General features: G+C 37.6%; 22 protein-coding genes. 8 read left to right on the top strand and 14 right to left on the bottom strand.

The window, feature by feature from the left end; translation table 11 throughout:
• Positions 1-621: 621 nt before the first annotated feature.
• Positions 622-975, bottom strand: coding sequence for a winged helix-turn-helix transcriptional regulator (locus ACTJKN_RS26875; protein ID WP_215126812.1), 354 nt, complete (start codon positions 973-975; stop codon positions 622-624).
• An 81-nt stretch (positions 976-1,056) separates the two neighbouring features.
• Between ACTJKN_RS26875 and ACTJKN_RS26880 the strand changes: the two genes are divergently transcribed.
• Positions 1,057-1,941 carry an NmrA family NAD(P)-binding protein gene (locus tag ACTJKN_RS26880; protein ID WP_440828698.1) on the top strand — a complete coding sequence of 295 codons (885 nt, stop codon included), beginning with the start codon at positions 1,057-1,059 and terminating at the stop codon, positions 1,939-1,941.
• 47 nt (positions 1,942-1,988) lie between these two features.
• Here ACTJKN_RS26880 and ACTJKN_RS26885 read toward each other — a convergent pair whose 3' ends face one another.
• The 4 genes from ACTJKN_RS26885 to ACTJKN_RS26900 are packed head-to-tail and all read right to left on the bottom strand — an operon-like array spanning position 1,989 to position 5,459.
• Positions 1,989-2,354: a nuclear transport factor 2 family protein gene (locus ACTJKN_RS26885; protein WP_440828699.1), complete on the bottom strand. Its 366-nt coding sequence runs from the start codon at positions 2,352-2,354 to the stop codon at positions 1,989-1,991.
• 25 nt (positions 2,355-2,379) lie between these two features.
• Entirely contained in the window at positions 2,380-3,882 is a 1,503-nt protein-coding gene (locus ACTJKN_RS26890) for a PH domain-containing protein (protein ID WP_440828700.1), read from the bottom strand.
• Positions 3,875-4,429: a PH domain-containing protein gene (locus ACTJKN_RS26895; protein WP_440828701.1), complete on the bottom strand. Its 555-nt coding sequence runs from the start codon at positions 4,427-4,429 to the stop codon at positions 3,875-3,877. Before ACTJKN_RS26895 ends, ACTJKN_RS26890 begins: the two co-directional genes overlap by 8 nt.
• Positions 4,430-4,484: 55 nt before the next feature.
• Positions 4,485-5,459, bottom strand: coding sequence for a GDSL-type esterase/lipase family protein (locus tag ACTJKN_RS26900; RefSeq protein ID WP_440828702.1), 975 nt, complete (start codon positions 5,457-5,459; stop codon positions 4,485-4,487).
• 301 nt (positions 5,460-5,760) lie between these two features.
• Here ACTJKN_RS26900 and ACTJKN_RS26905 point away from each other — a divergent pair, with 301 nt between their 5' ends.
• A complete protein-coding gene (locus ACTJKN_RS26905; RefSeq protein ID WP_440828703.1) occupies positions 5,761-7,131 on the top strand; it encodes a dipeptidase in 1,371 nt (456 codons plus the stop codon).
• Between the two features lie 1,060 nt (positions 7,132-8,191).
• Complete coding sequence (locus tag ACTJKN_RS26910; RefSeq protein WP_440828704.1) at positions 8,192-9,172, top strand: glycoside hydrolase family 43 protein; 981 nt, start codon at positions 8,192-8,194, stop codon at positions 9,170-9,172.
• A gap of 19 nt (positions 9,173-9,191) precedes the next feature.
• Here ACTJKN_RS26910 and ACTJKN_RS26915 read toward each other — a convergent pair whose 3' ends face one another.
• Positions 9,192-10,439 carry an MFS transporter gene (locus ACTJKN_RS26915; protein WP_440828705.1) on the bottom strand — a complete coding sequence of 416 codons (1,248 nt, stop codon included), beginning with the start codon at positions 10,437-10,439 and terminating at the stop codon, positions 9,192-9,194.
• Positions 10,440-10,580: 141 nt separating this feature from the next.
• Between ACTJKN_RS26915 and ACTJKN_RS26920 the strand changes: the two genes are divergently transcribed.
• On the top strand, positions 10,581-11,477 hold the full coding sequence (locus ACTJKN_RS26920) for a glycoside hydrolase family 25 protein (protein ID WP_440828706.1): 897 nt from the start codon (positions 10,581-10,583) through the stop codon (positions 11,475-11,477).
• 282 nt (positions 11,478-11,759) lie between these two features.
• Here the strand turns inward: ACTJKN_RS26920 and ACTJKN_RS26925 are convergent, their stop codons facing one another.
• The gene (locus ACTJKN_RS26925; protein ID WP_440828707.1) at positions 11,760-12,857 is read right to left on the bottom strand and encodes a mandelate racemase/muconate lactonizing enzyme family protein; all 1,098 of its coding nucleotides are present in this window, start codon (positions 12,855-12,857) and stop codon (positions 11,760-11,762) included.
• A 262-nt stretch (positions 12,858-13,119) separates the two neighbouring features.
• On the opposite strand from ACTJKN_RS26925, the gene ACTJKN_RS26930 reads away from it, so the two are divergent.
• Entirely contained in the window at positions 13,120-15,129 is a 2,010-nt protein-coding gene (locus ACTJKN_RS26930) for a thioredoxin domain-containing protein (RefSeq protein WP_440828708.1), read from the top strand.
• 10 nt (positions 15,130-15,139) lie between these two features.
• Positions 15,140-15,646: an FKBP-type peptidyl-prolyl cis-trans isomerase gene (locus ACTJKN_RS26935; RefSeq protein ID WP_055905862.1), complete on the top strand. Its 507-nt coding sequence runs from the start codon at positions 15,140-15,142 to the stop codon at positions 15,644-15,646.
• A gap of 85 nt (positions 15,647-15,731) precedes the next feature.
• Here ACTJKN_RS26935 and ACTJKN_RS26940 read toward each other — a convergent pair whose 3' ends face one another.
• The 7 genes from ACTJKN_RS26940 to ACTJKN_RS26970 form a co-directional block, all read right to left on the bottom strand.
• Positions 15,732-16,361: a Uma2 family endonuclease gene (locus ACTJKN_RS26940; protein ID WP_440828709.1), complete on the bottom strand. Its 630-nt coding sequence runs from the start codon at positions 16,359-16,361 to the stop codon at positions 15,732-15,734.
• Positions 16,348-17,001 (bottom strand): Uma2 family endonuclease, encoded by a 654-nt coding sequence (locus ACTJKN_RS26945; protein ID WP_440828710.1) that lies wholly within the window; start codon positions 16,999-17,001, stop codon positions 16,348-16,350. The genes ACTJKN_RS26940 and ACTJKN_RS26945 overlap by 14 nt, the downstream gene beginning before the upstream one ends.
• 9 nt (positions 17,002-17,010) lie before the next feature.
• Positions 17,011-17,640 carry a Uma2 family endonuclease gene (locus tag ACTJKN_RS26950; protein ID WP_440828711.1) on the bottom strand — a complete coding sequence of 210 codons (630 nt, stop codon included), beginning with the start codon at positions 17,638-17,640 and terminating at the stop codon, positions 17,011-17,013.
• A 43-nt stretch (positions 17,641-17,683) separates the two neighbouring features.
• Positions 17,684-18,907, bottom strand: coding sequence for a hypothetical protein (locus tag ACTJKN_RS26955; RefSeq protein WP_440828712.1), 1,224 nt, complete (start codon positions 18,905-18,907; stop codon positions 17,684-17,686).
• A complete protein-coding gene (locus ACTJKN_RS26960) occupies positions 18,900-19,484 on the bottom strand; it encodes an RNA polymerase sigma factor (protein ID WP_086547055.1) in 585 nt (194 codons plus the stop codon). The genes ACTJKN_RS26955 and ACTJKN_RS26960 overlap by 8 nt, the downstream gene beginning before the upstream one ends.
• A gap of 123 nt (positions 19,485-19,607) precedes the next feature.
• Entirely contained in the window at positions 19,608-20,300 is a 693-nt protein-coding gene (locus tag ACTJKN_RS26965; RefSeq protein WP_440828713.1) for a DUF4397 domain-containing protein, read from the bottom strand.
• Between the two features lie 170 nt (positions 20,301-20,470).
• Positions 20,471-22,093, bottom strand: coding sequence for an ABC-F family ATP-binding cassette domain-containing protein (locus ACTJKN_RS26970; RefSeq protein WP_440828714.1), 1,623 nt, complete (start codon positions 22,091-22,093; stop codon positions 20,471-20,473).
• Between the two features lie 340 nt (positions 22,094-22,433).
• Between ACTJKN_RS26970 and ACTJKN_RS26975 the strand changes: the two genes are divergently transcribed.
• Complete coding sequence (locus tag ACTJKN_RS26975; RefSeq protein WP_440828715.1) at positions 22,434-23,114, top strand: hypothetical protein; 681 nt, start codon at positions 22,434-22,436, stop codon at positions 23,112-23,114.
• A gap of 245 nt (positions 23,115-23,359) precedes the next feature.
• Positions 23,360-23,920, top strand: coding sequence for a hypothetical protein (locus ACTJKN_RS26980; protein WP_440828716.1), 561 nt, complete (start codon positions 23,360-23,362; stop codon positions 23,918-23,920).
• Positions 23,921-23,969: the final 49 nt, after the last annotated feature.

Raw genomic sequence — 23,969 nt, forward strand, 5'->3', positions numbered from 1 at the left:
GTTATCTGGTCACTAAGGGAAAAACGGTAGCGGATTTTATCATTGCATAGGTATAAAAACCTTGACGATCTGTTAATGAGCCGCTACCGAGTTAGGTAATATTTGTATATTATTAATAGCTAAAAATAAACTATAATTCCATTATACAAATCTAAAGGACGATAATCTGAGGAGATTTAATCTTTTAAATTCACTTCTCATTAATACTGATTTTCATACAATAAATTATGCCTCAGGGTGACATCTTTTTGCGATTTACCATTAACTTAAAGACATTGGCGTGCCGCTCCACCCAGCGCTAAATGGCCAAAACCGTATTCATTTCTGAGGCTGCAGCTTGCACCCACGCTGTTCATAAACCTGATGGCAGCGGCAGCCCCGAAGCATGAGGGCTACAGCGAACAGCAGGACTGCAATCTCCAATGAAAAACCGCCCTCTCATTTCCAATCAATAAAAAAAATATATTGCCTATTTGTCAACTAATTTTCTTTTTCGGAGCGCAATGCCCGTGCAAGTAGCTATCGAATTTGTTTATTAGCTGTTCTTATGGATTTTTTAGGTCTAATCGCTACTTCGTGGTCAGAATTTATCAGATTGCGCAGATCAGTATGTAATAATAGTTAAACAGAGCCATTTTTAACGGCCCAATCTACCATCGAATCCAATACCTGAAAAAGATCCTGCCCCGATTTTGTGAGGCTATAGGTAACTACCGGAGGGACAACGGCTTGTGCATCCCGATGAACAAGATCATCATTTTGCAATTGCTTTAAATGCTGTATAAGCATTTTTTCAGTTATCTGTGGTATTGCACGTTTTAACTCGCTGTAACGTTTTGGTCCGCTCATTAAATGAAAAATAATAATGGGTTTCCAATAACCACCGATTTTTTCCATTACAAAGGTAACCGGGCAGCTGGTTAGCGCTACACCTTTATTAAAATTACGGGTCGAACTTTCTTTAACAGCTGTCATGGTTACATACTTTGGGGTAAGTACTTGTATAAAAGTAAGTACAAATATAGCTTTGTATTCAATATTTAAAAACAAAAAATCATGAAAATAACATTAACAGGATCAATAGGTAATATTACCAGACCCCTTGCAGAAATATTGGTAGCCAAAGGCCATGAAGTAAAAATTATTAGCAGTAACACTGATAGAACCGAAGAAATTAAATCGCTCGGTGCAATACCCTTAATTGGTAGTGTTAGCGATACCGGATTTTTAAAGAATGCTTTTAGTGGGGCTGACGCCATTTACACCATGGTTCCGCCAAATTTTGCAGCACCAAAATTTAGGGCATATATTAAAAGTATCGGCGAAAATTATGCTGTTGCCATAAAAGAGTCTGGGGTTAAAAAAGTAGTAAATTTAAGTAGTGTAGGTGCAGATCTGCCAGATGGAACAGGCCCAATTGCAGGATTACATGATGTAGAAAATATTTTTGCCGAATTAAATGGGGTAGATGTGAAACATTTACGTACTGGTTATTTTTACATTAACTTTTTAGCCAACATCGATATGGTTAAACATGCAAACATATTAGGGGCTAATTATGGCGCCGATTCTAAACTTGTTTTGGTGCATCCCCGTAACATTGCCGAGGTAGCTGCCGAAGTATTGGAAAGCAATTTTACAGGTAAAACCATACAGTATGTAGCCAGTGATGATGAAAGTACGCCGGCTCATGTTGCAAAAGCATTGGGTGCTGCAGTAGGTAAACCAGACTTACCTTGGATAGAATTTAGCGATGAAGATGCATTTAACGGGATGGTAGGAGCGGGTTTACCTGAAGAAATAGCCAAAAACTATGTAGAAATGGGCGATGCGATTAAGAGTAATAAACTTTTTGTAGATTATTATAGAAACAGGCCCGTTTTAGGTAACATTAAGCTTAAAGATTTTGCTGCTGAGTTTGCTGCGGCATACCAGAATTAATCGAATTATAGCAGCTGTTTGGATTTAAACCTGGCAGCTGTTATTTTTTATATGGACACACAGCTTCCGGCAATTACTTTCCATTCCTGATCAAAGACCTTCCAAACTCTTAAATATCTGAAAATACCTTCGATGGATTGCGAATTATATACTGCTTTTAGTTCAATTTTCACGCTAACAACTGCCGTATCGTTAATCAGATTAATTTGCTGTTCAGCCGGTAAAATAGAATTCACGACTAAATTTCCGGATGTATAAGTTTCCATATCCATCGCCTTTGTTATGGTTACTCCATTGTGCAGGTTAAAAAGTAAATCTTCATGCAAAAGCAGGTCCAGATCCTCCATATTGCCATGCTTTATAGCCGTTAATAATCTATCTTCATTTAAAATAATCTGTTCCCTGGTATTCATATTAATTGTTTTTTCTTCAAAAAAATTACATCCAATTCTCATTTTTAACCTCTACCTGATACAACCAGTAATTTACCAGCTGTTTAATTTCGGTATAATTGCCATATTTAAAATGAATCTGACCTGCAGCCGTGTGTAAAGTGAGGTGACCAACATCAACCCCTTTATGCCATGGATATTGAGTGGTAATGGCCTGAATTTTATTTGGCACTACAATTTCATTTGAAATATCCCAAATCCCGCTGGTTTTGATGATGAAATCTTGACTTACTGAAATCTGATGTCGGCGATAACTGATATAAATCATCAAAATACCAATGATTAAGTAAGCAATTGATACGCCGATATAGGGTTTAACCTCAGGAACGTTAAATGCAATGATTAAAAATGCCACCACAGGCAAAATCAGTTTAAAGAAAATAGGCAAATTCAAAAAACGCCAGTCGGGGATAAATGCTTTTGTTTTTAAAGGTATTTGACCCAATATCATTTTTAACAATTCATCCCTTTCGCCAGGGTTACATCCAGGAATTTCTAAGGTATTTCCCTGCATTTCATGCCCTTTTTTACTTTGACCAAAATGAGCCTGCTTTAAACTCATATTTAGCATAGTCATCTTTTTTTGAAAGTAATTCTGGCTGTATTTGGTAATCTGGACTTTACTCGGACTAATCAAGGTGTTTTTCTTGGCAATGAGCCCTGAAGAGAGTAAAAGTGTGTTTTTATGTTCGCTAATTTCGAGTTCGAAATACTTATAAAAGGTTCTAACCAGATTAATAATCAACAGTAAAACTAAAAGGCTTGCAATTAAGATAAAAACCGTCACAATGGTTAACATACCCGTTACCGTGCTCTGAATTTCATCTTTATTAATTTTAAAAGCATCAAGCAATTGTCTGCCCTCATAAATAACGGTGTAAAAAAAAGCAGCAAGTAAAGCTAAACTTTGTCCATAATTAGAGGTAAGTCCTACTTTAAACAAAGTCCAGGCACTTATTCTTAAAAATGGTGTTTCTGCTGTCTTGTGGTTTTCGTGTTCAATTTCCGATTGTGCTTCAGTTACAGTTCTGCTATTTAATAAATGTTCTTTAAGGTTATAGGCAGAAGTTTCATCAATTGCTTTTATACTTACTTCTTCGCCGTGAGCACCGGCTGTATCGATTTTTAAGCCATAAACTCCAATAATTTTCTGCAGAATATTCTGGTTAATGTTAACCTGCTGTATTTTATCGAGCTGAATAATTACCTGATCGCGGTTGAATATCCCCTTATTCACTACAAATTCCTGCTTTTCTTTATCTAAAAAGAATGTAAATTTTAAATACCATAAATAAGCAAATATAAAACTGAATACAATTATCGCAGAAATGCCTAAGATCAGGTAGGTGAAAGAAGTGCTCGACATCTTTACAAAGGCAATAATAAATAAGAAAAAACTCGCCTTTCCAATTTTTAGCATGGTATGTGCACCCATTACAATGATGCCAAAGGCCGATTCGCGCTGCGGTTTACTAAAATCGTTATTCATTGGCATTCAATTCTGTTGCTGGATTTTCAAGTAGGTCTAGTTTTTTCAAAAGCAGATCCCTGATACGCTTGGCATCATCAATTGCAATCCCCGAAATATGGATATGCCCTGTTTGTCCACCTGCGGTAAATAGCTGTAATGATCCCAGTTTATATATTCTGGAAAAAATCCCTTCATTTAATTCGATATGTTGAATCCTGTTTAAAGGCACAATTGTTGTCGATTCGGCAATAATTCCACTTTTGTATATTACATCATGTGTGCGGATAGCATAACCCCGTTTCTTAAAACTGGCGCGAAAGAGTAACGAAAAGATGGCAAATAAAGCTAAATAAAGGGGGATAATCCATTTGGCATTTGGTCTTGCTTCATCAATAAAAAACAGGAGTATCCCAATAGCTATTCCCAACAGGCCAAAAAAGATCAGTAGATTAATACAGATAATTTTCCAATAATCGGGGTGTGGCCGGCTTAACTGAATTTCTTCGTATTTTGGAAGAAGATCGAGATCAATAACTTCATTGGTGAAAAATGTCTCAGTAGTCATGGTTAAAGGTATAAAACATATTAATCTATAAATAGACTAATATTTAAATCTTTTGTTACCTCGCTACAATAAACTTTTTTGCAGAATTATATTGACCTGAATCGGAAGATATTTTAAAGAAATAAATGCCGGGAACAAAGGTCGAGGTATTAATTTCTAAGGTATGTTTTCCGGTATTGAGGTATTCATTTACAACTGTTTTAACCAAGCGGCCCATTAAATCGTAAATCTGAATATTAAGTTTATCCGTTTCGGGCAAAACAACATCAATAAATGTTTGCATGGCTGCTGGATTAGGGTAATTCTGAGAAACGGTAAATTTTAAGAATTTATCAAAAATTGCTTTATTAATGGCGTCGAAAATTACATAGCTCACCAATCTGTAACCGCGTGCATTTGGATGAAAGGCATCCTGATAAAGCGAAAAATCACGTCTCATGGCCGCATTTACATCGGCTAAATATATTTTATATTCTGCAGCTAATTTTCTGTAGGCTGTATTAAGATTTCTGATGTTGGTATTTACAGCCACATTACTTTTAACGGTCCTGTCATCAACAAACTGGAGTGTACATAAAATTGGAACTAATTTCTGTTTAAGGCTTGCTGTAATCAATGCCCGCATATTAGCAACGGTTTCGGCTACATTTCCTTTGCCAGTAGTCATTGCAACGGCATCATTAATGCCCATATCAATTACAATAAAACCGGTTCTATTGGCTATTGCATTATCAATTCTGAGTAATCCCTGAAAAGTAGTCTGGCCACCAATACCATGATTGGTAATATCCACGATTTTATTCGTATAACAATTTATGAAATTGTTCTGAAGCATGGTTTGAAAACCAACACCATTAACGCCTTCTACGGTACTGGCTCCAAAGGTTACAATATTTATGCTGTCTTTCGAATAATATTGGGCTGCTTCCGGGCAACTTACGCGGGTAGGGGGCTGCCCCTGAGCTAAGGAAGAAATGCGGACAACAAGAAGCAGCAGCAGAGATAGAAATACTTTTGCGCTAAACTTCATTGTTAAAATTCTTTCGTACAGGATTTAAGGATATCTGTTATTGGCGCAATTTACAAAAAAGTAAATATAATTAATGCTGTGCTATATTTTTTTACAAACATTAAATCATTTTTTTGTATTTATTAAAAGACGCGTTTTAAGTTTAAAAAATAGAGCCGTGATTTTGGGGCTTAAAAAAAATAAACAACTCATTAACCGTCTGGCTATAAGCAAAATTTTACCCTGGAATGGGGATAATTTATTAGGCGCTTAAGTGCCTTTTTATTTGGTAAAACCTATATTTGTCCAAATTCATTTTGTTATGCAAGAGATTAAAAATTATGTAGAAACGCACAAACAACGTTTTTTAGATGAGTTGTTTGAGTTATTGCGTTTTCCATCGGTAAGTGCTGATCCGAAATACAAAGGCGATGTTTTAAAAACAGCTGATTATGTTGCGCAGAAATTAAAAGATGCAGGTGCAGATCAGGTAGAAATTTGCCCAACCGCAGGATATCCTATTGTTTATGGCGAAAAAATTATAGATGCTTCTTTACCCACTGTTTTAATATATGGTCATTACGATGTTCAACCGGCCGATCCATTAGAACTTTGGCATACACCACCTTTTGAGCCAACAGTACGCGATGGTAAAATTTATGCCCGCGGTGCTTGCGATGATAAAGGACAGTTTTATATGCATGTAAAAGCATTCGAACTGATGATGCAAACCAATACTTTGGCCTGCAATGTTAAATTTATGATCGAAGGTGAAGAGGAGGTGGGGTCTGCAAATCTGGGTATTTTTGTAAACGCCAATGCCGAACGTTTAAAAGCCGATGTAGTTTTAATTTCTGATACTTCGATGATCAGCATGGAACATCCGTCAATCGAAACCGGTTTGCGTGGTTTAGCTTACATGGAAGTTGAAGTAGTTGGTCCGAACCGCGATTTGCACTCAGGAGTTTATGGTGGTGCTGTGGCCAATCCGGCAACTATCCTTTGTAAAATGATTGCTTCATTACACGATGAAAATAACCACATCACTATCCCTGCATTTTATGATAAAGTACTTGAGTTAACAGATGAGGAGAAAAAAGCATTAAATTCTGCACCTTACGACGAGACAGAGTACAAAAAGGATTTAGATATCGAAGAAGTTTGGGGCGAGAAAGGTTATTCAACCTTAGAGCGTACAGGTACCCGTCCAACTTTAGAAGTAAACGGAATTTGGAGCGGTTACATTGGCGAAGGTGCAAAAACCGTATTGCCGAGTAAAGCCAATGCAAAAATTTCTATGCGTTTGGTTCCACATCAAAGCTCAGAAGAAATTGCCGAGATTTTTACCAAACATTTCGAAAGCATAGCGCCTAAAAATGTAAAAGTAAAGGTTACGCCTCATCATGGCGGCGAACCAGTGGTAACCCCAACTGATAGTATTGCTTACCAGGCAGCCGAAAAAGCAATTGAAGATAGTTTTGGTAAAAAAGCTATTCCAACACGTGGTGGTGGTAGTATTCCTATCGTGGCCTTGTTTGAAGATGCATTGGGTATTAAATCGGTACTTTTTGGCTTCGGTTTAGATAGCGATGCTTTACATTCGCCAAATGAGAAATATGATATTTACAATTATTATAAAGGAATAGAGACTTTGCCATTATTCCATAAATATTTCGCAGAATTGAGCAAATAAGCTTAACCACGCATTTTAGGCTGAACAAAATTATATTTTGTTCAGCCTGAGCGGAGTCGAAGACCATCCCTGCCTATTTAATATAAGCAGGGATTTTTTTTGAAAATGAGCGTCACATTTTCATAGGTGCTGTAGTCCCGCCATCGCTTATAGTCCTCATTTCGCTGCGCTCCATTCCGGGCTATTTAGCTTTGTCGGGTTTATTTAACTGCGTCTCGTTCTTCGAAGCAAAGCCTGTTCCTGCATCCGCTATAAAACTTTAAATAGTATTACAGACCTTGCAACCTAAACCTGACCGTAGTGTAAAACCCGCAGGCCGAAGCATGAGGCCGAGGATTTGAAACGGAGGGCAGGGCAGGTTTAGCTGAAATGCTACAAGTTTTGATTTCCAACAACTAAATGAATTTAACTTTTATTGTCAGTCCGAGCGGAGTCGAAGACCATTAGTCGAAATAAAAAAACATATGTCCTTCGACAGGCTACCATTGATGGGTTGTAAAAATCGGCGTCACTGCGAGGAGGAACGACAAAGCAATCTTTCACGCTAGTGATCCTTGCCATAAAGATTGCTTCATAGGCCGAAAAAGCCCTTTCGCATCCGATAGCTGTTGGATGATGATCATGCACTCGATCCGTCAACCTGAACTTGTTTCAGGGGCTTACTTTTATTATAATTTTTCAACATATAAGGCATGTAAGAACATATGAGGCATTGAGCTTATATGTAACTTATGTGTCTTATGTGGTTTGGTTTTTAGCCGTATATCACAAGGCACTGAACTTTGTGTTCTTTGTGACTTGGTGGTTAATATGTTCTCTGCTGTTATTAATATCAATTCTCATACAATAAATCCCCCCTTTAGACAATATTAGCGCTTAACCTGAAGCTAGATATGCATTCTGCATTTACCAGAGCCTATTATTAGTAGATATTGTCAGTCTGAGCGGAGTCGAAGACCATACTATCCTTATACATCTTTGCACTTTACTTTCCATCCTTTCCAGCTACAAATGAAATAAGCTAATTTTTTTACCACGGATTTTTTTCTAAATTGCTGCCATGAAATATCTATTCTCATCTCTTTTACTTTTATCTGGACTAACTTCTTTAGCTCAAGATACTAAAACGATTAATCAGTCTGGAAATCCAATATTTCAAGGCTGGTATGCAGACCCTGATGCAGCTATTTTTAACAATAAGTATTGGGTTTATCCAACCTATTCTGCCAAATACAAAGAGCAGGTTTTTCTGGACGCCTTTTCATCAGACGACTTGGTGAAATGGAAAAAACACCCGCATATTTTAGATACTGCTGCTGTAAAATGGGCCAACAAAGCCATGTGGGCGCCCGCAATTGTGCAAAAAGACAAAAAATATTACCTGTTTTTTGGGGCTAACGATATTCAAAGCGATAAAGAAATTGGTGGAATTGGCGTAGCCGTTGCCGATAAACCAGAGGGACCATATAAAGACCATTTAGGGAAACCTTTGGTAGATAAATTCCATAATGGCGCTCAACCTATTGATCAGTTTGTGTTTAAAGATAAAGACGGCCAGTATTATTTAATTTATGGTGGCTGGAAACACTGCAATATTGCCAAGTTGAATAAAGATTTTACTGGCTTTTTGCCTTTTGAAGATGGTACAACCTTTAAAGAAATTACACCTGATAATTATGTAGAAGGGCCATATATGTTCATCAGAAATGGTAAATATTATTTCATGTGGAGCGAAGGCGGCTGGACTGGTCCCGATTATTCAGTAGCTTATGCCGTTGGCAATTCGCCATTTGGGCCATTTAAAAGGATTGGCAAAATATTAAAACAAGATGCCTCCATTGCTACCGGCGCAGGCCACCACTCTGTAATTATCAACGAGAAAAAAGGACAATATTACATTGTTTACCACCGCCGCCCCTTAACCGAAACTGATGGCAATCATCGTGTTACCTGTATTGATGAAATGAAGTTTGATGCAGATGGTAATATTCTTCCCGTAAAAATTACAAACGAAGGGGTAAAAGCCCAGAAAGTTAAATAGTTGCTGTCAGCTGGAGATTTTATTCAATTTCCAGCTGAGCTTCACTTTTTTGCAAAATAGTTTTTGCCTGCTTTTTATTCAGTGTATTAAATCCCCAGGTGCATAATAAAAGCATACAGGCCAGTCCGAACCAAAGCCAGTTATAACCGAAATTTTTGGCAATGAAGAAGCCAAACAATGGACCAATAACCTGCGCACACGACCAGCTCAAGGTATAGCCTGCTGCATATAAGCCTCTGTTATGTTCGTTACTTCTGCTAATTACGATGGTGTTTATAAACGGCAATGTGAGCATCTCTCCGCAGGTAAAAACGACAATGGTAAGTACTGCTGCAACAATATGGAAACTAACCGGGGCACTTAAAATGATGTATGAAATTGAAAATAGAACCGCACCAACTGTAATAAAAAACATGGGTGATCTTTTTGCTTCAATCTTGTTGATCATAATCATTTCAAATAAAGCGATTACAGCCCCATTAAGGCCTATTATAATTCCAATCTGAAACTCATCAATATGCCATTGTTCCTTAAAAAATACCGGAACAACCCTAAACATTAAAAAAGCACAGGTAATAAAAACAGTAGTAAGCAGAATGAACTTTACATAGAAAACATCTTCCCAAGGTTTCAGAATAACCATGTTGCTGGCGTTTTCTTTAGCTTTTTTAATAAAATCTTTCACCTGTGGCAAAAACGACAGGATTAATAAACCAACAATAATGCTTACGCCACCTTCAACAATAAACAAAAGCTTATAATTAATTGAAGCGATAATTCCTGCCAAACTAATGCCTACCGACCAACCGATGTTTACCGCGAGTCTGTTTAAAGAGTACGATCTTGTTATAGTACCTGCTGCAGCGTAGTGTGCAACAGCCGTGAAATTTGCAGGGCGGAATGCCTCAGAAAAAAAGCTGATGACAACAGTTAAAATGCATAAACTGTAAAAGTGAGTAATGGTAGAAAAGAGGATGAAAAGTAAACCGCCTACTATCGAAGAAAGGATTTGCACCGGGCGGAAACCAATCATATCGGTCAATTTTCCTCCTGTTGCCGAACCCAGAATAGAACCTACACCAAATAAGGTAATGATTAAACCCGCGTCCATTTCGGAGCGATGCAAACTTTGAGTAACGTATAAGCCCATAAATGGAACAGCCATGCTCCCACATCTGTTAAACATCATTACAATGCTCAATAGCCAGGTTTCTCTGCTTAATCCGCTGAATGATGTTTTATAGGTGTTGAAAATAAGTTTGAACATGCTGTATTTAGATATGGTAAAAATAGCAAAAGCCAGATATTAATTAATCATCTGAATTCAATATCCGCTTGTCGGATTAAAAAATATGAGCAGAAAAATATCCCGTAATTTTTCACAAATTTGCATCCGGAAACCGATCAAATGCCGCCAGAGAAAAGAACCCCAATAAACAAGACCCCTGTTGCCAGAAGACCTGCCGTTAGGAAACCTGTAGCCAGAAAACCCACAACAAGCAGAAAAAAGAAGCAGGGTGTTTCGGTTCAACTTAAATTGGTTATTGCAGGTTTACTGTTGGTTTTGCTCTCTCCATTTTACTACGGTTATGTTTTAAGAAGTTTTGTTGCTACCTGGCGATGGGTTAAAGATTGGGGGCAAGACCCAAATTACAGAACTTACGAAAGCTTTAACATCAAAATCCCTAAAAAATATACCGTTCACGGTATCGATGTTTCCTACTATCAGGGCAAAATAAACTGGCAAAAAGTAAAGGAAATGAAAGAGGATGAGGTTAGTATCCGTTTTGCATTTATCAAGGCCACAGAGGGATTAATGTTGGTCGATCCATATTTTCAACGCAATTGGCGTGAAGCCCCAAAAGCAGGGATTATTTGCGGTGCATATCATTTTTTCAGACCAAAAAAGGATGGCAAAACACAGGCTAAGTTTTTCCTGCAAGTGGTAAATATCGAGAAAGGGGATTTGCCGCCTGTTGTGGATATTGAATCGCTGGATGGCGTTTCTCCTTTGAAAATGAGGGCAGAATTGTCTGATTTTCTCAATTATATAGAAATGAAAACCAAAGTCAGGCCGATTGTTTATACCGGTCTTAAATTTTATGAAGATTATTTAGTCGACCATTTTGATGATTATCCCTTGTGGATTGCCCATTATTATCAACCAAAATTAAGAATGGATAAAAGCCGTTGGAAGTTTTGGCAGCACTCTGATAAAGCCAAAATTAACGGCATTGGTCATGTGGTTGATTTTAATGCTTTTAATGGAGATAGTTTAGCGTTAGATAGGTTATTAGTTCATTAGTCATTGGTTGACTGGTCATTAGTCATTAGTTCACTGGTCATTGGTTCTTAGGCATGATGCATAACCGTTTTCGTCATTGCGAGAAGGCTTTTTCAGCCGACAGCCTGCCCCGCTCTTCGGGGAAGCAATCTGTTAGTAAGTTCAATAGTTCGTTGATCAAATGGAATCGGTAATTGATTAATTCTTCAAACTAGCTGATGGATAATTTAATCTTCTAAAGGCGCCAGGCAGGAAAACCAATGAACTATTGACCAATGAACTATTGACTAATGAACAACTGAACTAAATAGTCCAATTTTCACATTCCGCTAAGAAAAATTCATCAGCTTCAGCACCAATACCAATTTCTTCGGGCACATCAAGGAAGTATCCATTATAAGTGAGGCCACCAACCACAGGATCGATCAAATGGCCAAGCAAGGCGGTATCTAAGTCAAAAAACTCAACATTCGGACTGGCCAATGCAAAATGTAGGTTGGCGCTTAAAGCAATCCGGGTTTCGAGCATACTCCCAATCATACATTTTACGCCGCGTTGTAAGGCTTCTTCATGGATTTTTTGCGCTTCTAAAATGCCTCCGGATTTCGAAAATTTAATGTTTAAATAAGTTGTAGACTGGCTATTGATCAATTTACGGGCATCGTGGTGATTGTAACAGCTTTCGTCGGCCATGAGCTTAATCGGCGAATTTACATTCAGCTCGGGTAATTTATCATCATACCAGGTACGCATGGGTTGTTCGCAAAACTCAATATTGTATTTTTCTAATTCGCCTAAGGCAAATAATGCGTCATCAAAACTCCAGCCTTGATTGGCATCCAGACGTAAAATTAAATCTTCGCCCACCGCTTCGCGAATATGTTTTACCCTTTCTATATCATCGTGTACTTTTTTGCCCAGCTTAATTTTTAAAATCCGGCAACCCTGGCTTTTATATTTCAATGCTGTTGTGGCCATCCCCTCAGGTGTATCGATACCAATAGTCATATCAGTTTCAATGGTACGTTTGGTTCCGCCAAGAAATTTATAAAGCGGTAATTTTGCATTTTTGGCTGCAATATCAAACAATGCCATATCGAAAGCGCTTTTAATGGTATTGTTATGATCGGCGTAACCCAATAAATCGTTCATCCGTTCCGGAATTTCTAAAGGATCTTTCCCTTTTAGAATGGCGGCAAAGTCTTTAGCCATCGCAATGCAGGTTTCCTGTGTTTCGCCTACAATCATCGGGAAAGCAGAGCATTCGCCAATCCCGTGAATACCTGTATCGGTAAAAATTCTGATCAATACATTCTGAGCAAAATGCATGGTTCCCGTTGCAATAACAAAAGGTTCCATAGGGATGCTAAAACGGTATATTTCGGTATGGGTGATTTTCATTTTTTTGAGGTTGATGATTAAGGTGTAAGGTTATAGGGTTTGAAAATCTGAATAATAGTCGATAATGGGTTCAGCTCAATTCTTGACGCTCTGTGTCAAATTTCCAAATAAACAACTCATTTATGGCTAATTCCATTCCTTCAGATAGATTTCCAACTAAAGTATAAAAACAAAACTAAATCGAAACAGGTTTGTAGAATATTAATAGATTTACGCCTCCAATTAGAATTCAATTTTCCGCTTACATTTTACATTAACTGCCATGTCTGATACCAATAACCTGATCCACGCCTCATCTCCATATCTGTTGCAGCATGCCCATAATCCTGTTAATTGGTATGAGTGGGGCGCAGAAGCATTAGAAAAGGCAAAAACGGAAAATAAACTCATATTGGTGAGCATTGGCTATTCGGCCTGCCATTGGTGCCATGTTATGGAGCGCGAAAGTTTCGAGAATCATGAAGTGGCTGAGGTGATGAACCGTCATTTTATCTGCATTAAGGTTGATCGTGAGGAGCGCCCTGATATTGATCAGATTTATATGTATGCCATCCAACTCATGACAGGGAGCGGGGGCTGGCCTTTAAACTGTATCTGCTTGCCCGATCAGCGTCCAATTTATGGTGGCACTTATTTCCGAAAAAACGATTGGATCAACATTCTGGAAAATGTTGCCGCGCTTTGGGCGAATGAACCCGATAAAGCTATTCAATACGCCGAGCGGTTAACCTCGGGCATCAAAGACAGCGAAAAAATAATCCCAGCAATAACAGCAGAAGAGTATACCCATGAACATTTAACTGAAATTATCGATCCATGGAAACGTCATTTCGATATTGGTTATGGAGGTTATAATCGCGCTCCAAAATTTCCTTTGCCCAATAATTGGGTCTTTTTATTGCGTTATGGCTTTTTAAAAGATGATGAATCTGTTTTTACAGCGGTTTGTCATACACTCGAAGAAATGAGTCGGGGCGGTATTTACGATCAGATTGGTGGCGGTTTTGCCCGTTATTCGGTTGATGATAAATGGCATGTGCCGCACTTCGAAAAAATGCTTTACGATAATGCTCAGCTCATCAGTTTATACGCAGAGGCGTATCAGTGCACCAAATTCTATTCGTTTAAACAAACATTAGTCGAAACCATAAATTGGGTTTTTGAAGAGATGACTTCAGCTGATGGATTGTTTTATTCGGCATTAGATGCAGATAGCGAAGGAGTAGAGGGTAAGTTTTACATTTGGGATAAGGTAGAATTCGATCAGGTTTTGGGGGAAGATGCCCAATTAATCGGCGCTTATTACAACATTACCGAAGAAGGTAATTGGGAAGAAGAACAAACGAATATCCTGCGTAAAACGATCAGCGATGATGATTTACTTGCAGAATTTAATATTTCGCCGGAGGTGCTTTACGATAAGGTAAACTTAGCTAAAGAAAAGTTAATGGCTGTGCGTAGTCGAAGAATCAGACCAGGCTTGGATGATAAGTGTTTAACTGCCTGGAATGGCATGATGATTAAAGCTTTGGCTGATGCTGCAGAGGTATTAAATCATAAACCATATTACGAAAAAGCATCAGCTGCGGCCAGTTTTATCTTAAACCACTTAAAATCAAAAAATGGTGGCTTATACCGTAATTATAAAAACGGAAAGGCTTCCATCACGGGTTTCTTAGATGATTATGCCTTTTTTATTGAAGGTCTGATTGCCTTATACGAGGCTGATTTTGATGAAAAATGGTTAGAAGAGGCAAAATCATTGACCGATTATGTGATCGCTAATTTTACGGATACAGATTCGCCGATGTTTTTCTATACCTCAGCTGAAAGTGAAGATTTAATTGCCCGTAAACACGAAGTAATGGATAATGTAATTCCCGCTTCAAATTCTACCATGGCACAGAATTTAAAGAAACTGGGCTTGCTTTTCGATATTGAACATTATACTGAAAAAGCCTCAGGAATGCTTGCAGCGGTTCAACCGAAGATCAAAACTTATGGCTCTGCTTACTCAAATTGGGCTATTCAATTGTTAAACGAAATTTACGGCATAAACGAAATTGCCATTACCGGTTTAGAAACCGATAGTATTAAGTTAGCATTAAGCGGACATTATATTCCAAACAAAATTACATTGGGCGGAACAAAAAGTAACCTGCCGCTGTTAAAAGGTAAGCAAAGCAATGAAACAAAAGTTTATATTTGCCGAAATAAAGTATGCCAGTTGCCGGTTAACACTGTTGAGGACGCATTAGAGTATTTACAATAAATTAATTTAAATGAATATTTCACCAAACTCTGTAGTAGCGTTAACTTACGAATTGCATACTACTAACGAAGAAGGACAACAAGTTTTTGTAGAAAAAGCTGACGAAGAAAATCCTTTAGTATTTTTATATGGCGTTGGCATGATGTTGCCTAAATTTGAAGAACATTTAACCGGTTTGAAAACTGGTGATGAATATGGCTTCGAGCTATCTGCAGCAGATGGTTACGGTGATATTGATCCAGGTGCTTTTGCCGACCTTCCAAAAACCATGTTTACTGAAGCTGGTGGCGAATTGCCGAATGTAGGTGATGTGATTCCTTTACAAGATAACAATGGTAACCAGTTTAGAGCAGGTGTTACTGCTGTTCACGACGAAACCATTTCAGTAGATTTAAACCACCCAATGGCTGGTAAAAATTTAGTGTTTAGCGGTGTGATTTTAAATGTACGTGAAGCTACTCAAGATGAATTGGCTCATGGTCATGCTCACGGAGCTGATGGTCATTCAGGACACTAATTATAGATAAGCGATATCTAAGAAGTCAAGTTTTAAATAGCAAATTGCCATTTAAAACTTGACTTCTTTAGTTAATATCCATTTTTTAATCTTGAAAAACCTCATCTAACATGAGTTTAAAACCAGGTATAATCGTTGTGGTTACTACTTCACCCTCAGTGAGTAGTTTTGTTGGCTGAAATTTGCCTTTGTCATCAAGGATATATCTGAAAAATGTTTTTTCCGAAGGGCTTACAATCCAGTATTCTTTAATACCTGCTTCTTCGTAAACCTCGTATTTATTGATCAGCTCTTTTTTATTATTGCCAGGCGATAAAATCTCGACAACAATATCCGGTGCGCCAATACATCCACGTCTATCCAGCTTAGTCTGATCGCAAACTACCACGATATCCGGTTGCACTACGGTGAAAACTTCTTTATCATCTTGAGTTTTCTTAGCTAAACGAACATCAAAAGGAGCGGTATATACTTCACATTTTTTACCATTTAATGCATTATAGAGGGGGTTGGAAATTCTTCCCGATATTTTTTGATGAATCCTGGAAGGAGCAGGGCCCATTTTTAAAATGTAACCTTTGATAATTTCTAAGCGCTCTTCAAATTCGAAGCGCATATAATCTGCATAACTGTAAGTTGCAGAAAAATCGACCTCGTTAAAGGTTTTAATTGGAGGTTGCTCCTCTTGAGTAGGATATGGTTTAATATTTTTCATAGAATTTATCCTGGTCTTTAAATACCTCTTCAAGAACAAGCTTAAAGCCTGGTATGATCGTTGTAGTTACCTCTTCGCCTTCGGTGAGCAGTTTTGTTGGTTGAAACTTGCCTTTGTCATCAAGGATATATCTGAAAAATGTTTTTTCTGATGGACTTACAATCCAGTATTCTTTAACACCTGCTTCCTCGTAAACCTCGTATTTATTGACCAATTCCTTTTTATTATTACCTGGTGATAAAATTTCGACAACAATATCGGGTGCGCCAATGCATCCACGTTTATCCAGTTTAGATTGGTCGCAGATTACAGCAATATCGGGTTGCACTACGGTGAAAACTTCTTTGTCATCTACACTTTTCTTTGCTAAACGTACATCAAAAGGGGCGCAGTAGACATGACACGGTTTCCCTTTGAGTATATTGTATATTGGGACAAAAATGTTGGCTAAAATACCTTGGTGAATTCGCGAAGGAGCAGGGCTCATCTTGAAAATGTAGCCTTTGATAATTTCTAAACGCTCTTCAAATTCGAAGCGCATATAATCTGCATAACTGTAAGTCGCAGAAAAATCGACCTCATTAAGGGTTTTAATTGGAGGTTGCTCTTCTTCAGTAGGATATGGTTTAATATTTTTCATAACATTATCCTAGTCTTTAAACACCTCTTCAAGAACAAGCTTAAAGCCTGGTATGATCGTTGTAGTTACCTCTTCGCCTTCGGTGAGCAGTTTTGTTGGTTGAAACTTGCCTTTGTCATCAAGGATATATCTGAAAAATATTTTTTCTGATGGACTTACAATCCAGTATTCTTTAACACCTGCTTCCTCGTAAACCTCGTATTTATTGACCAATTCCTTTTTATTAGTACCTGGTGATAAAATTTCGACAACAATATCGGGTGCGCCAATGCATCCACGTTTATCCAGTTTAGATTGGTCGCAGATTACAGCAATATCGGGTTGCACTACGGTGAAAACTTCTTTGTCATCTACACTTTTCTTTGCTAAACGTACATCAAAAGGTGCTGAATAAACTTCACATTTATGGCCATTCAGTGCATTATAAATTGGTGCGTAAATTCTTCCCGATATTTTTTGATGAATCCTGGAAGGAGCAGGGCTCATCTTGAAAATGTAACCATTGATAAGTTCTAAACGCTCTTCAAATTCGAAGCGCATATAATCTGCATAACTGTAAGATGCAGAAAAATCGACCTCGTTAAGGGTTTTAATTGGAGGTTGCTCCTCTTCAGTAGGATATGGTTTGATATTCTTCATATTGGGTATTTAACCAAATATACTAAATATCTTAGTTTTTTTTCTAAAAATCGATCTTCAAACGCAGCCCACCGTTGGTGAGATTAAGGTTTTCTTTAGAGAAAGTTTTCATCGGCAACCTTAAAAAAGGCTCGATGGCAATATTGTTCTTTTTGGATATTTTTTGTTTATAACCCAAAGAAAAATTATAAAATCCGATATATTTATCAGGATCTATATTGGCTTCGGGCTGTGGCTCAGTGGTCTTTTCTTTTACAATCAATGTTTTAGAATCGGCATAGCCATTTACTGTTGGAGAAGAAAAACTTTGAACTTGGTTTATAATGTAATTGTTCTGCTGCGAGTTGTTTAAAACGGCTAGTGCAGAAACCCCTATGTTAGTGTAGAGTTTATCACTTATGTTGTATTTTAATTCTAAAGGAACATTAATTCCACGCACTTTGGCATCAACTGACTCGAGGTTTTTGCCCGATAAGGTTTGTGGCGCAGAAGCGTTTAACGATTCAGTAGTGCTAATAGAAGCATAAGAAACGCCAGAACTTATCGATAATTTATTGGCAATAGCATACGATAAAGAAAAGCCATAGTTCATGGTTACTTTATTATCATTACCCATTGCTGGCGCAATATACACATCAGGCTGCCATTTAGAATTCACGTTTGTTTTTGATGGCGGTTTTTGTTGATTCGCATAACTATCCTGGGCAAGCAGTTTTTCAAAACTTGTTTGCGCAGCAGGTTGAGGTTTCTTCTTTTCCGTTAAAATATCAAATTGTTTTGTTTTTAGGTCTGAAAGATTAGCACCCGCAAGCTTATTATCTAAAAGGTTATTGTTTACAGAAGTCAATTGGTCCGATGTATTAATAAACGGATAACCGGTCTGCGTTGTTAATAATGGTTTTGTGCTTTCCGTAATTTTGGCTGGACGATTTGCCGCCAGGTTATTTACAGGGCTAATACCATTATTTAATGAAGTAGGATTGGTTTTAGTCTCAGTATTTGCATTTGTATTCCCATCGGCAGTAGCATTTTGCCGAGCTTTAGGTTTAGTTATTGCTATATCTTTTTTCTGATCTATATTATTGTTTTGCGTAAAAAACACACCTCCGAATACCAAAATTAAGGCAGCAGCAGCCCACAAAGGCCAAAAAGCAATGCCTCGTCTCTTATTTTTTTTCTCCGAAAAGCGCTCCCAGGCACCATTAGGGTATGTTTCCTCATGGTTTTGGAGTTGCGCGGTGATATGCTCAATTAATTCCTTATCCATTTTTTTCGTATGAATTAACCATGGTATTTAGGTAAAGGGTACGTAACTTATTTTTAGAACGTGTAAGGTAAACACGACTGGAACTTTCGGGAATGTTTAACATCTTGGAAATTTCATCGTGAGCAAAGCCCTCAATCTCATATAAGTTAAATACCAGTCTCTGCGTATCTGGTAAGTGATTTAGTAAATTCAAAATATCATTAACGTGTAGTTCCGAAGCGACCGAAACCTGGGTAACCGGATGTTCACTTTCTGCTAAATCATCAACATAAAACTGAACTTTCGAACTCCTTATTTTGTCTATTGCCGTCCGCGAGGCAATCTGGGCAATCCAGCCCTTAAACGATCGCTGTAATTCTTCCGGATTTTTTGGTGCTTTGAAGCCACCAACATGTTTAAAAATCTTGATAAAACTATCATTTACAAGCTCTTCACTATCAGAAGGGTTCTTTGTATACCTTAAAATAATGCCCATTAAATAGCCATAAAATGATTTATACATCATTTCTTTACAGCTATTGTCGTTTTTTACACAGCCTTTTAAAATTTCCTCAAAACTGAGTATTTTTTTTATCACCCCTGTAAAGGACTATTTATTAAAGGTTTATCATGATTAATTGTTGCAAATTTAAGAAAAATAACACCACCCAATTTTTTGAGTGGTGTCAGTTTTCATTTTCACAGGTAGCGTGAAATATTTTTATTTATTTGTCATCACTGATAAGCCAACTCCAGTACTATCGGTTTTGCTCGATAAGCCTTTAGCCCAGATGGTATAAATTTTACCTTTTTCAATTTTAACAGCAGGTAAGCTAACTTTAACTGTTCCACTTTGCTTTAACTCGAAAGTATAGCTGTCATTCGGTGCAATATTGCTAAAAGTGGTAAACTCTTTAAAAGCTTTTGCAGTAAATAAAGGTGCATCTGTACCTGCAATTGCTAAATCAAACGGGGCAGAACCCGGACTTAAGTTTACAAAACGAACTTTAGCCTTATCAGTTTCAGGTGCTTTTAAATCATCTTCAAGGATTAAAAGTTTTGTAGATTTTAAAGTATCTACTACGAAAACCGAATAAAATGATCCTTCTTTTAATGTAGCTTGAGCTGTGGTTAAATATTTTAGAGAGTCTTTTTTAGCAACACCTACTAATCTTGTTCCTGGATAAGCGGCATAGTATCCTAAATCTTTAGTGTAGGTAAAGCTATTTATTTTTTGGTTATCCATGATAAAATCCAAGGCGCCAGTTCCAGGTGATGCATGAACAAAGCCAATACCGGCCGCTTCGATAGGGTCGTTGTTAAAGTCTTTTTTACAAGCCGTAATGGTTAAAGCTATCGCTAAGAGAGAGAGAATAATTTTTGTAGTGCTAAAATTTTTCAAATTCGTTTTCATTTTAATGTTTTAAATCAATTTTTTGAACAAAATTGGTTAATGGCCATTAACGCTTTTTTCTTGTAAAACGATTAATGAGATGGAAACGCTACAGCAGAAGTGTTTTTTTATAAAGAAAAAGCCACATGGGGTGCATGTGGCTTTTAAATCGATATTTTAATTGAAGAAAATTAAGAATACATTTCTTCTCTTAGTTTTGCAACATCGCTGCTGTTGATATATTCATCGTAAGTCATCAACTTATCTATAGTACCTTTTGGTGTAATTTCGATAATACGGTTGGCAACGGTTTCTGTTAACTGGTGATCTCGTGAGGTAAATAATATCGCACCTTTAAAATCTTTCATGCCATTGTTAAGTGCCTCAATAGATTCGAGATCCAGGTGATTGGTTGGCTCATCAAACATTAACAGGTTGGCTTGTTGTAACATCATTCTGGAGAACATACAACGCATTTTTTCGCCTCCCGAAAGTACTTTTACGTTTTTAAGTACTTCTTCGCCCGAGAATAACATACGGCCTAAAAAGCTGCGTACAAATTGCTCATCTGCATCGGTACCAGAGTATTCACGTAACCAATCTACCAGGTTTTCATCTTTACCTGCAAAATATTCAGAGTTATCGTTCGGGATATCTGCAGTACTAATGGTTACACCCCATTTAAATTCACCCCTGTGCTCTGTATCTCTGCCCGTTAACACATCATAAAATGCTGCAGTAGCTAAACTGTTCTGAGATAATACAGCAATTTTATCACCTTTATTTACCATGAAGGTAACTTTGTCGAACAAAACACCATCGTTTCCGTTTTTACCCAGGTTTTCCACCTGTAAAATCTGATCACCAGCCTCACGACCAGTATTATTGAAGATAATAGCTGGATATTTTCTGCTCGATGCTTTAATTTCGGTAATATCAATCTTATCTAAAGCTTTCTTACGTGAAGTTGCCTGCTTTGATTTAGACGCATTTGCACTAAACCTGCGGATAAATTCCTGTAGCTCCTTCACTTTATCTTCCATTTTTTTGTTCTGGTCGCTACGCTGTTTTAATGCCAACTGACTAGATTCGTACCAGAAAGTATAGTTACCGGTGTAAATGCTCATTTTAGCAAAATCGATATCCACAATATGCGTACATACTGCATCTAAAAAGTGCCTGTCGTGCGATACAACCAATACAATATTCTGGTAATCGGCCAAAAAGTTTTCTAACCAGGCAATGGTTTCGATATCCAAATCGTTGGTAGGCTCATCCAGTAATAAAATATCCGGATTACCAAATAAGGCCTGTGCCAGTAACACACGTACTTTCTGCGTATTGTCTAGCTCCTTTAGTAATTTATAGTGGTTATCTTCGGTAATGCCCAAATTGCTTAACATGGTTGCAGCATTGCTTTCCATGTTCCAACCGTCCATTTCGGCAAAAAGATTTTCAAGCTCTCCGGCACGTTCGCCATCTTTCTCCGAGAAATCTTCCTTCATATAAATGGCATCTTTCTCCTTCATGATGGCATAAAGTTCTTTATGGCCAATCATTACGGTTTCTAATACCGAAAACTCATCAAATTCGTAGTGGTTTTGCTTTAAAACTGCCATTCTTTCGCCTGGAGTAAAAGCCACACTACCAGAAGTTTGGTTTACCTCTCCCGATAAAATTTTAAGAAAAGTAGATTTACCTGCGCCGTTAGCCCCAATTACGCCATAGCAGTTGCCCTGGGTAAACTTTAGGTTAACATCTTCAAATAATGTGCGTTTGCCGTATCGTAACGATAAATTAGAAACTGAAATCATGCTATAATCAAAATAAGCCGCAAAGATACGCAAAAAGGTTGAGGGTAGAAAGGCATTTACTCGCTGTAAAGTTGAAAAATTAAGGTTGTAATGTTGTTGTAAAGTTGACTGTTGGGAAATGAAGGGTTCTGGCCGTTGTAGGGAGCAGCAGTCCCGTTATCCACTTTACTACGTTGCACTCCGTGTTCGCTACTACCGGGTTTAGTTAACAAAGGGGGGAAGCTTTTGTCCCATGGTTTAAAATCCTAAGCTTCAAATTAACAAGATTAATACATGATTGTTCAGGCTTTTTCTCAAAGTAATTTTAGTATTTTAGTGATACACACAAAATGAAATCAATATGAAAAAATTAACACTAGGCATTATCATGTCTGCTATTTCCGTCGTGGCTTTTGGCCAAGAATCCCAGTATAAATATAAAGTAGATTTTTTTGGCGATACCATTCTGGTCGATTCGAAAGATAACACCATCGGCAAACAGAAGAAAGACTTTTTTGGTAAAACCATCATTGTAGATAAAGATGGTAAAACCATAGCCAGGCAAAAGCAGGATTTTTTCGGCAATACGATTTTAGAAAATGAAGCCGGGAAAGCTGTAGGTACGCAAAAGAAAGACTTTTTTGGCAATACGGTGTTAGAAAGTGAACGTGATCAAAATCTGGTGCCAAAGTTATTAGGAGGTTTGGTTCCCGGTGATGGGAAAACAGAAGTGGCCATCAAACAAAAAACAGATATCCACGGTAATATCGTTATTGAAAATGATCGCGGCCAGGTCTTAAATGTTTATAAAACAGATATTTCGGGCAACATCAGCATAGAAGATGGCAATGGTAAAGTAATAGGCAAACAGAAAAATAATGTTTTTGGCGATACCGTAGTTGGAGATGACCATGGAAATGTATTGGCTAAGTATAAAAAAGATGTATTTGGTAATACTGTTGTAGAAGATGTTAACGGTAAGAAGATGGGGATTTTCAAAACAGATATTTTTGGAAATAAATCTTTCGTCCCGGAACATTAAAGGGTATTGATTATTTAATAAACTGTTTCAAAGTAGGGGGCGTCATTCTCGCGCATGCGGGAACCACGAAGTGCTCAGCGAAGCTAATCTTAATGCAAGCTGCATATAGCATTTAGATTCCCAATCTACCCGATAGTTATCGGGTTGGGAATGACGACCTATCTCGAGGTAATTTGTCGTAAAAAAATAGAATTCTCATAGGACTGTTATCTGTTTATCTCCAGCAAAAAGTTTATTTTAGTCGCATGCAAAGCCACTCCCTGCTCGAAACAATAAAAACAACACTTCAGAAAAGCAAAGTAGAAAAATTAGCCGCAATTGCTTCAGAAGACACCTTTTCAGTAAAAGAGCTGATCGATTTAAGTTTCTATCACGATGAACAGATAGGTTTTAGGGCCGCATGGATTTTAGAAAATGTATATGCTGCCCATCAGCAGAGATTTTTACCGTACATACTTTATTTTTTGGAGAAATTTCCACAACAAAACAATTTATCGGCATTGAGGCATTATGTTAAAATCCTGGCTTTTATGACCAGGGAAAATGCCTCTGCAGAAATTAAGAAGATTCTTGCCGGTTATGAAACCGATCATTTGGTGGAGGTTGTTTTTGCCTGGTTAATTGATGAGAAGATTCCTGTAGCTGTAAAATCACATTGTTTAAACATTTTGGCCAATTTGAACACCAAACACAATTGGATAAGAGAAGAACTTTTGCAAACCATGGATTTTCTGGTTGATAAAGAAAGCATAGGCTTTTTTGCAAAGGTTAAACAGATCAGGAAACAGTTGGCAGTTCGGAGTTAACGGTTTATAATTTGCAATTAATAGTTTGCGGTTTTCAGTTAATTAAACG

This window comes from Pedobacter sp. 22163 (genome assembly GCF_052045595.1).
GTDB lineage: Bacteria > Bacteroidota > Bacteroidia > Sphingobacteriales > Sphingobacteriaceae > Pedobacter.

Excerpts from the sequence above, each read along its gene's own strand:
- ACTJKN_RS26875 (WP_215126812.1), bottom strand. The coding sequence starts at position 975 with ATGACAGCTGTTAAAGAAAGTTCGACCCGTAATTTTAATAAAGGTGTA.
- ACTJKN_RS26880 (WP_440828698.1), top strand. The coding sequence starts at position 1,057 with ATGAAAATAACATTAACAGGATCAATAGGTAATATTACCAGACCCCTT.
- ACTJKN_RS26885 (WP_440828699.1), bottom strand. The coding sequence starts at position 2,354 with ATGAATACCAGGGAACAGATTATTTTAAATGAAGATAGATTATTAACG.
- ACTJKN_RS26890 (WP_440828700.1), bottom strand. The coding sequence starts at position 3,882 with ATGAATAACGATTTTAGTAAACCGCAGCGCGAATCGGCCTTTGGCATC.
- ACTJKN_RS26895 (WP_440828701.1), bottom strand. The coding sequence starts at position 4,429 with ATGACTACTGAGACATTTTTCACCAATGAAGTTATTGATCTCGATCTT.
- ACTJKN_RS26900 (WP_440828702.1), bottom strand. The coding sequence starts at position 5,459 with ATGAAGTTTAGCGCAAAAGTATTTCTATCTCTGCTGCTGCTTCTTGTT.
- ACTJKN_RS26905 (WP_440828703.1), top strand. The coding sequence starts at position 5,761 with ATGCAAGAGATTAAAAATTATGTAGAAACGCACAAACAACGTTTTTTA.
- ACTJKN_RS26910 (WP_440828704.1), top strand. The coding sequence starts at position 8,192 with ATGAAATATCTATTCTCATCTCTTTTACTTTTATCTGGACTAACTTCT.
- ACTJKN_RS26915 (WP_440828705.1), bottom strand. The coding sequence starts at position 10,439 with ATGTTCAAACTTATTTTCAACACCTATAAAACATCATTCAGCGGATTA.
- ACTJKN_RS26920 (WP_440828706.1), top strand. The coding sequence starts at position 10,581 with ATGCCGCCAGAGAAAAGAACCCCAATAAACAAGACCCCTGTTGCCAGA.
- ACTJKN_RS26925 (WP_440828707.1), bottom strand. The coding sequence starts at position 12,857 with ATGAAAATCACCCATACCGAAATATACCGTTTTAGCATCCCTATGGAA.
- ACTJKN_RS26930 (WP_440828708.1), top strand. The coding sequence starts at position 13,120 with ATGTCTGATACCAATAACCTGATCCACGCCTCATCTCCATATCTGTTG.
- ACTJKN_RS26935 (WP_055905862.1), top strand. The coding sequence starts at position 15,140 with ATGAATATTTCACCAAACTCTGTAGTAGCGTTAACTTACGAATTGCAT.
- ACTJKN_RS26940 (WP_440828709.1), bottom strand. The coding sequence starts at position 16,361 with ATGAAAAATATTAAACCATATCCTACTCAAGAGGAGCAACCTCCAATT.
- ACTJKN_RS26945 (WP_440828710.1), bottom strand. The coding sequence starts at position 17,001 with ATGAAAAATATTAAACCATATCCTACTGAAGAAGAGCAACCTCCAATT.
- ACTJKN_RS26950 (WP_440828711.1), bottom strand. The coding sequence starts at position 17,640 with ATGAAGAATATCAAACCATATCCTACTGAAGAGGAGCAACCTCCAATT.
- ACTJKN_RS26955 (WP_440828712.1), bottom strand. The coding sequence starts at position 18,907 with ATGGATAAGGAATTAATTGAGCATATCACCGCGCAACTCCAAAACCAT.
- ACTJKN_RS26965 (WP_440828713.1), bottom strand. The coding sequence starts at position 20,300 with ATGAAAACGAATTTGAAAAATTTTAGCACTACAAAAATTATTCTCTCT.
- ACTJKN_RS26970 (WP_440828714.1), bottom strand. The coding sequence starts at position 22,093 with ATGATTTCAGTTTCTAATTTATCGTTACGATACGGCAAACGCACATTA.
- ACTJKN_RS26975 (WP_440828715.1), top strand. The coding sequence starts at position 22,434 with ATGAAAAAATTAACACTAGGCATTATCATGTCTGCTATTTCCGTCGTG.
- ACTJKN_RS26980 (WP_440828716.1), top strand. The coding sequence starts at position 23,360 with ATGCAAAGCCACTCCCTGCTCGAAACAATAAAAACAACACTTCAGAAA.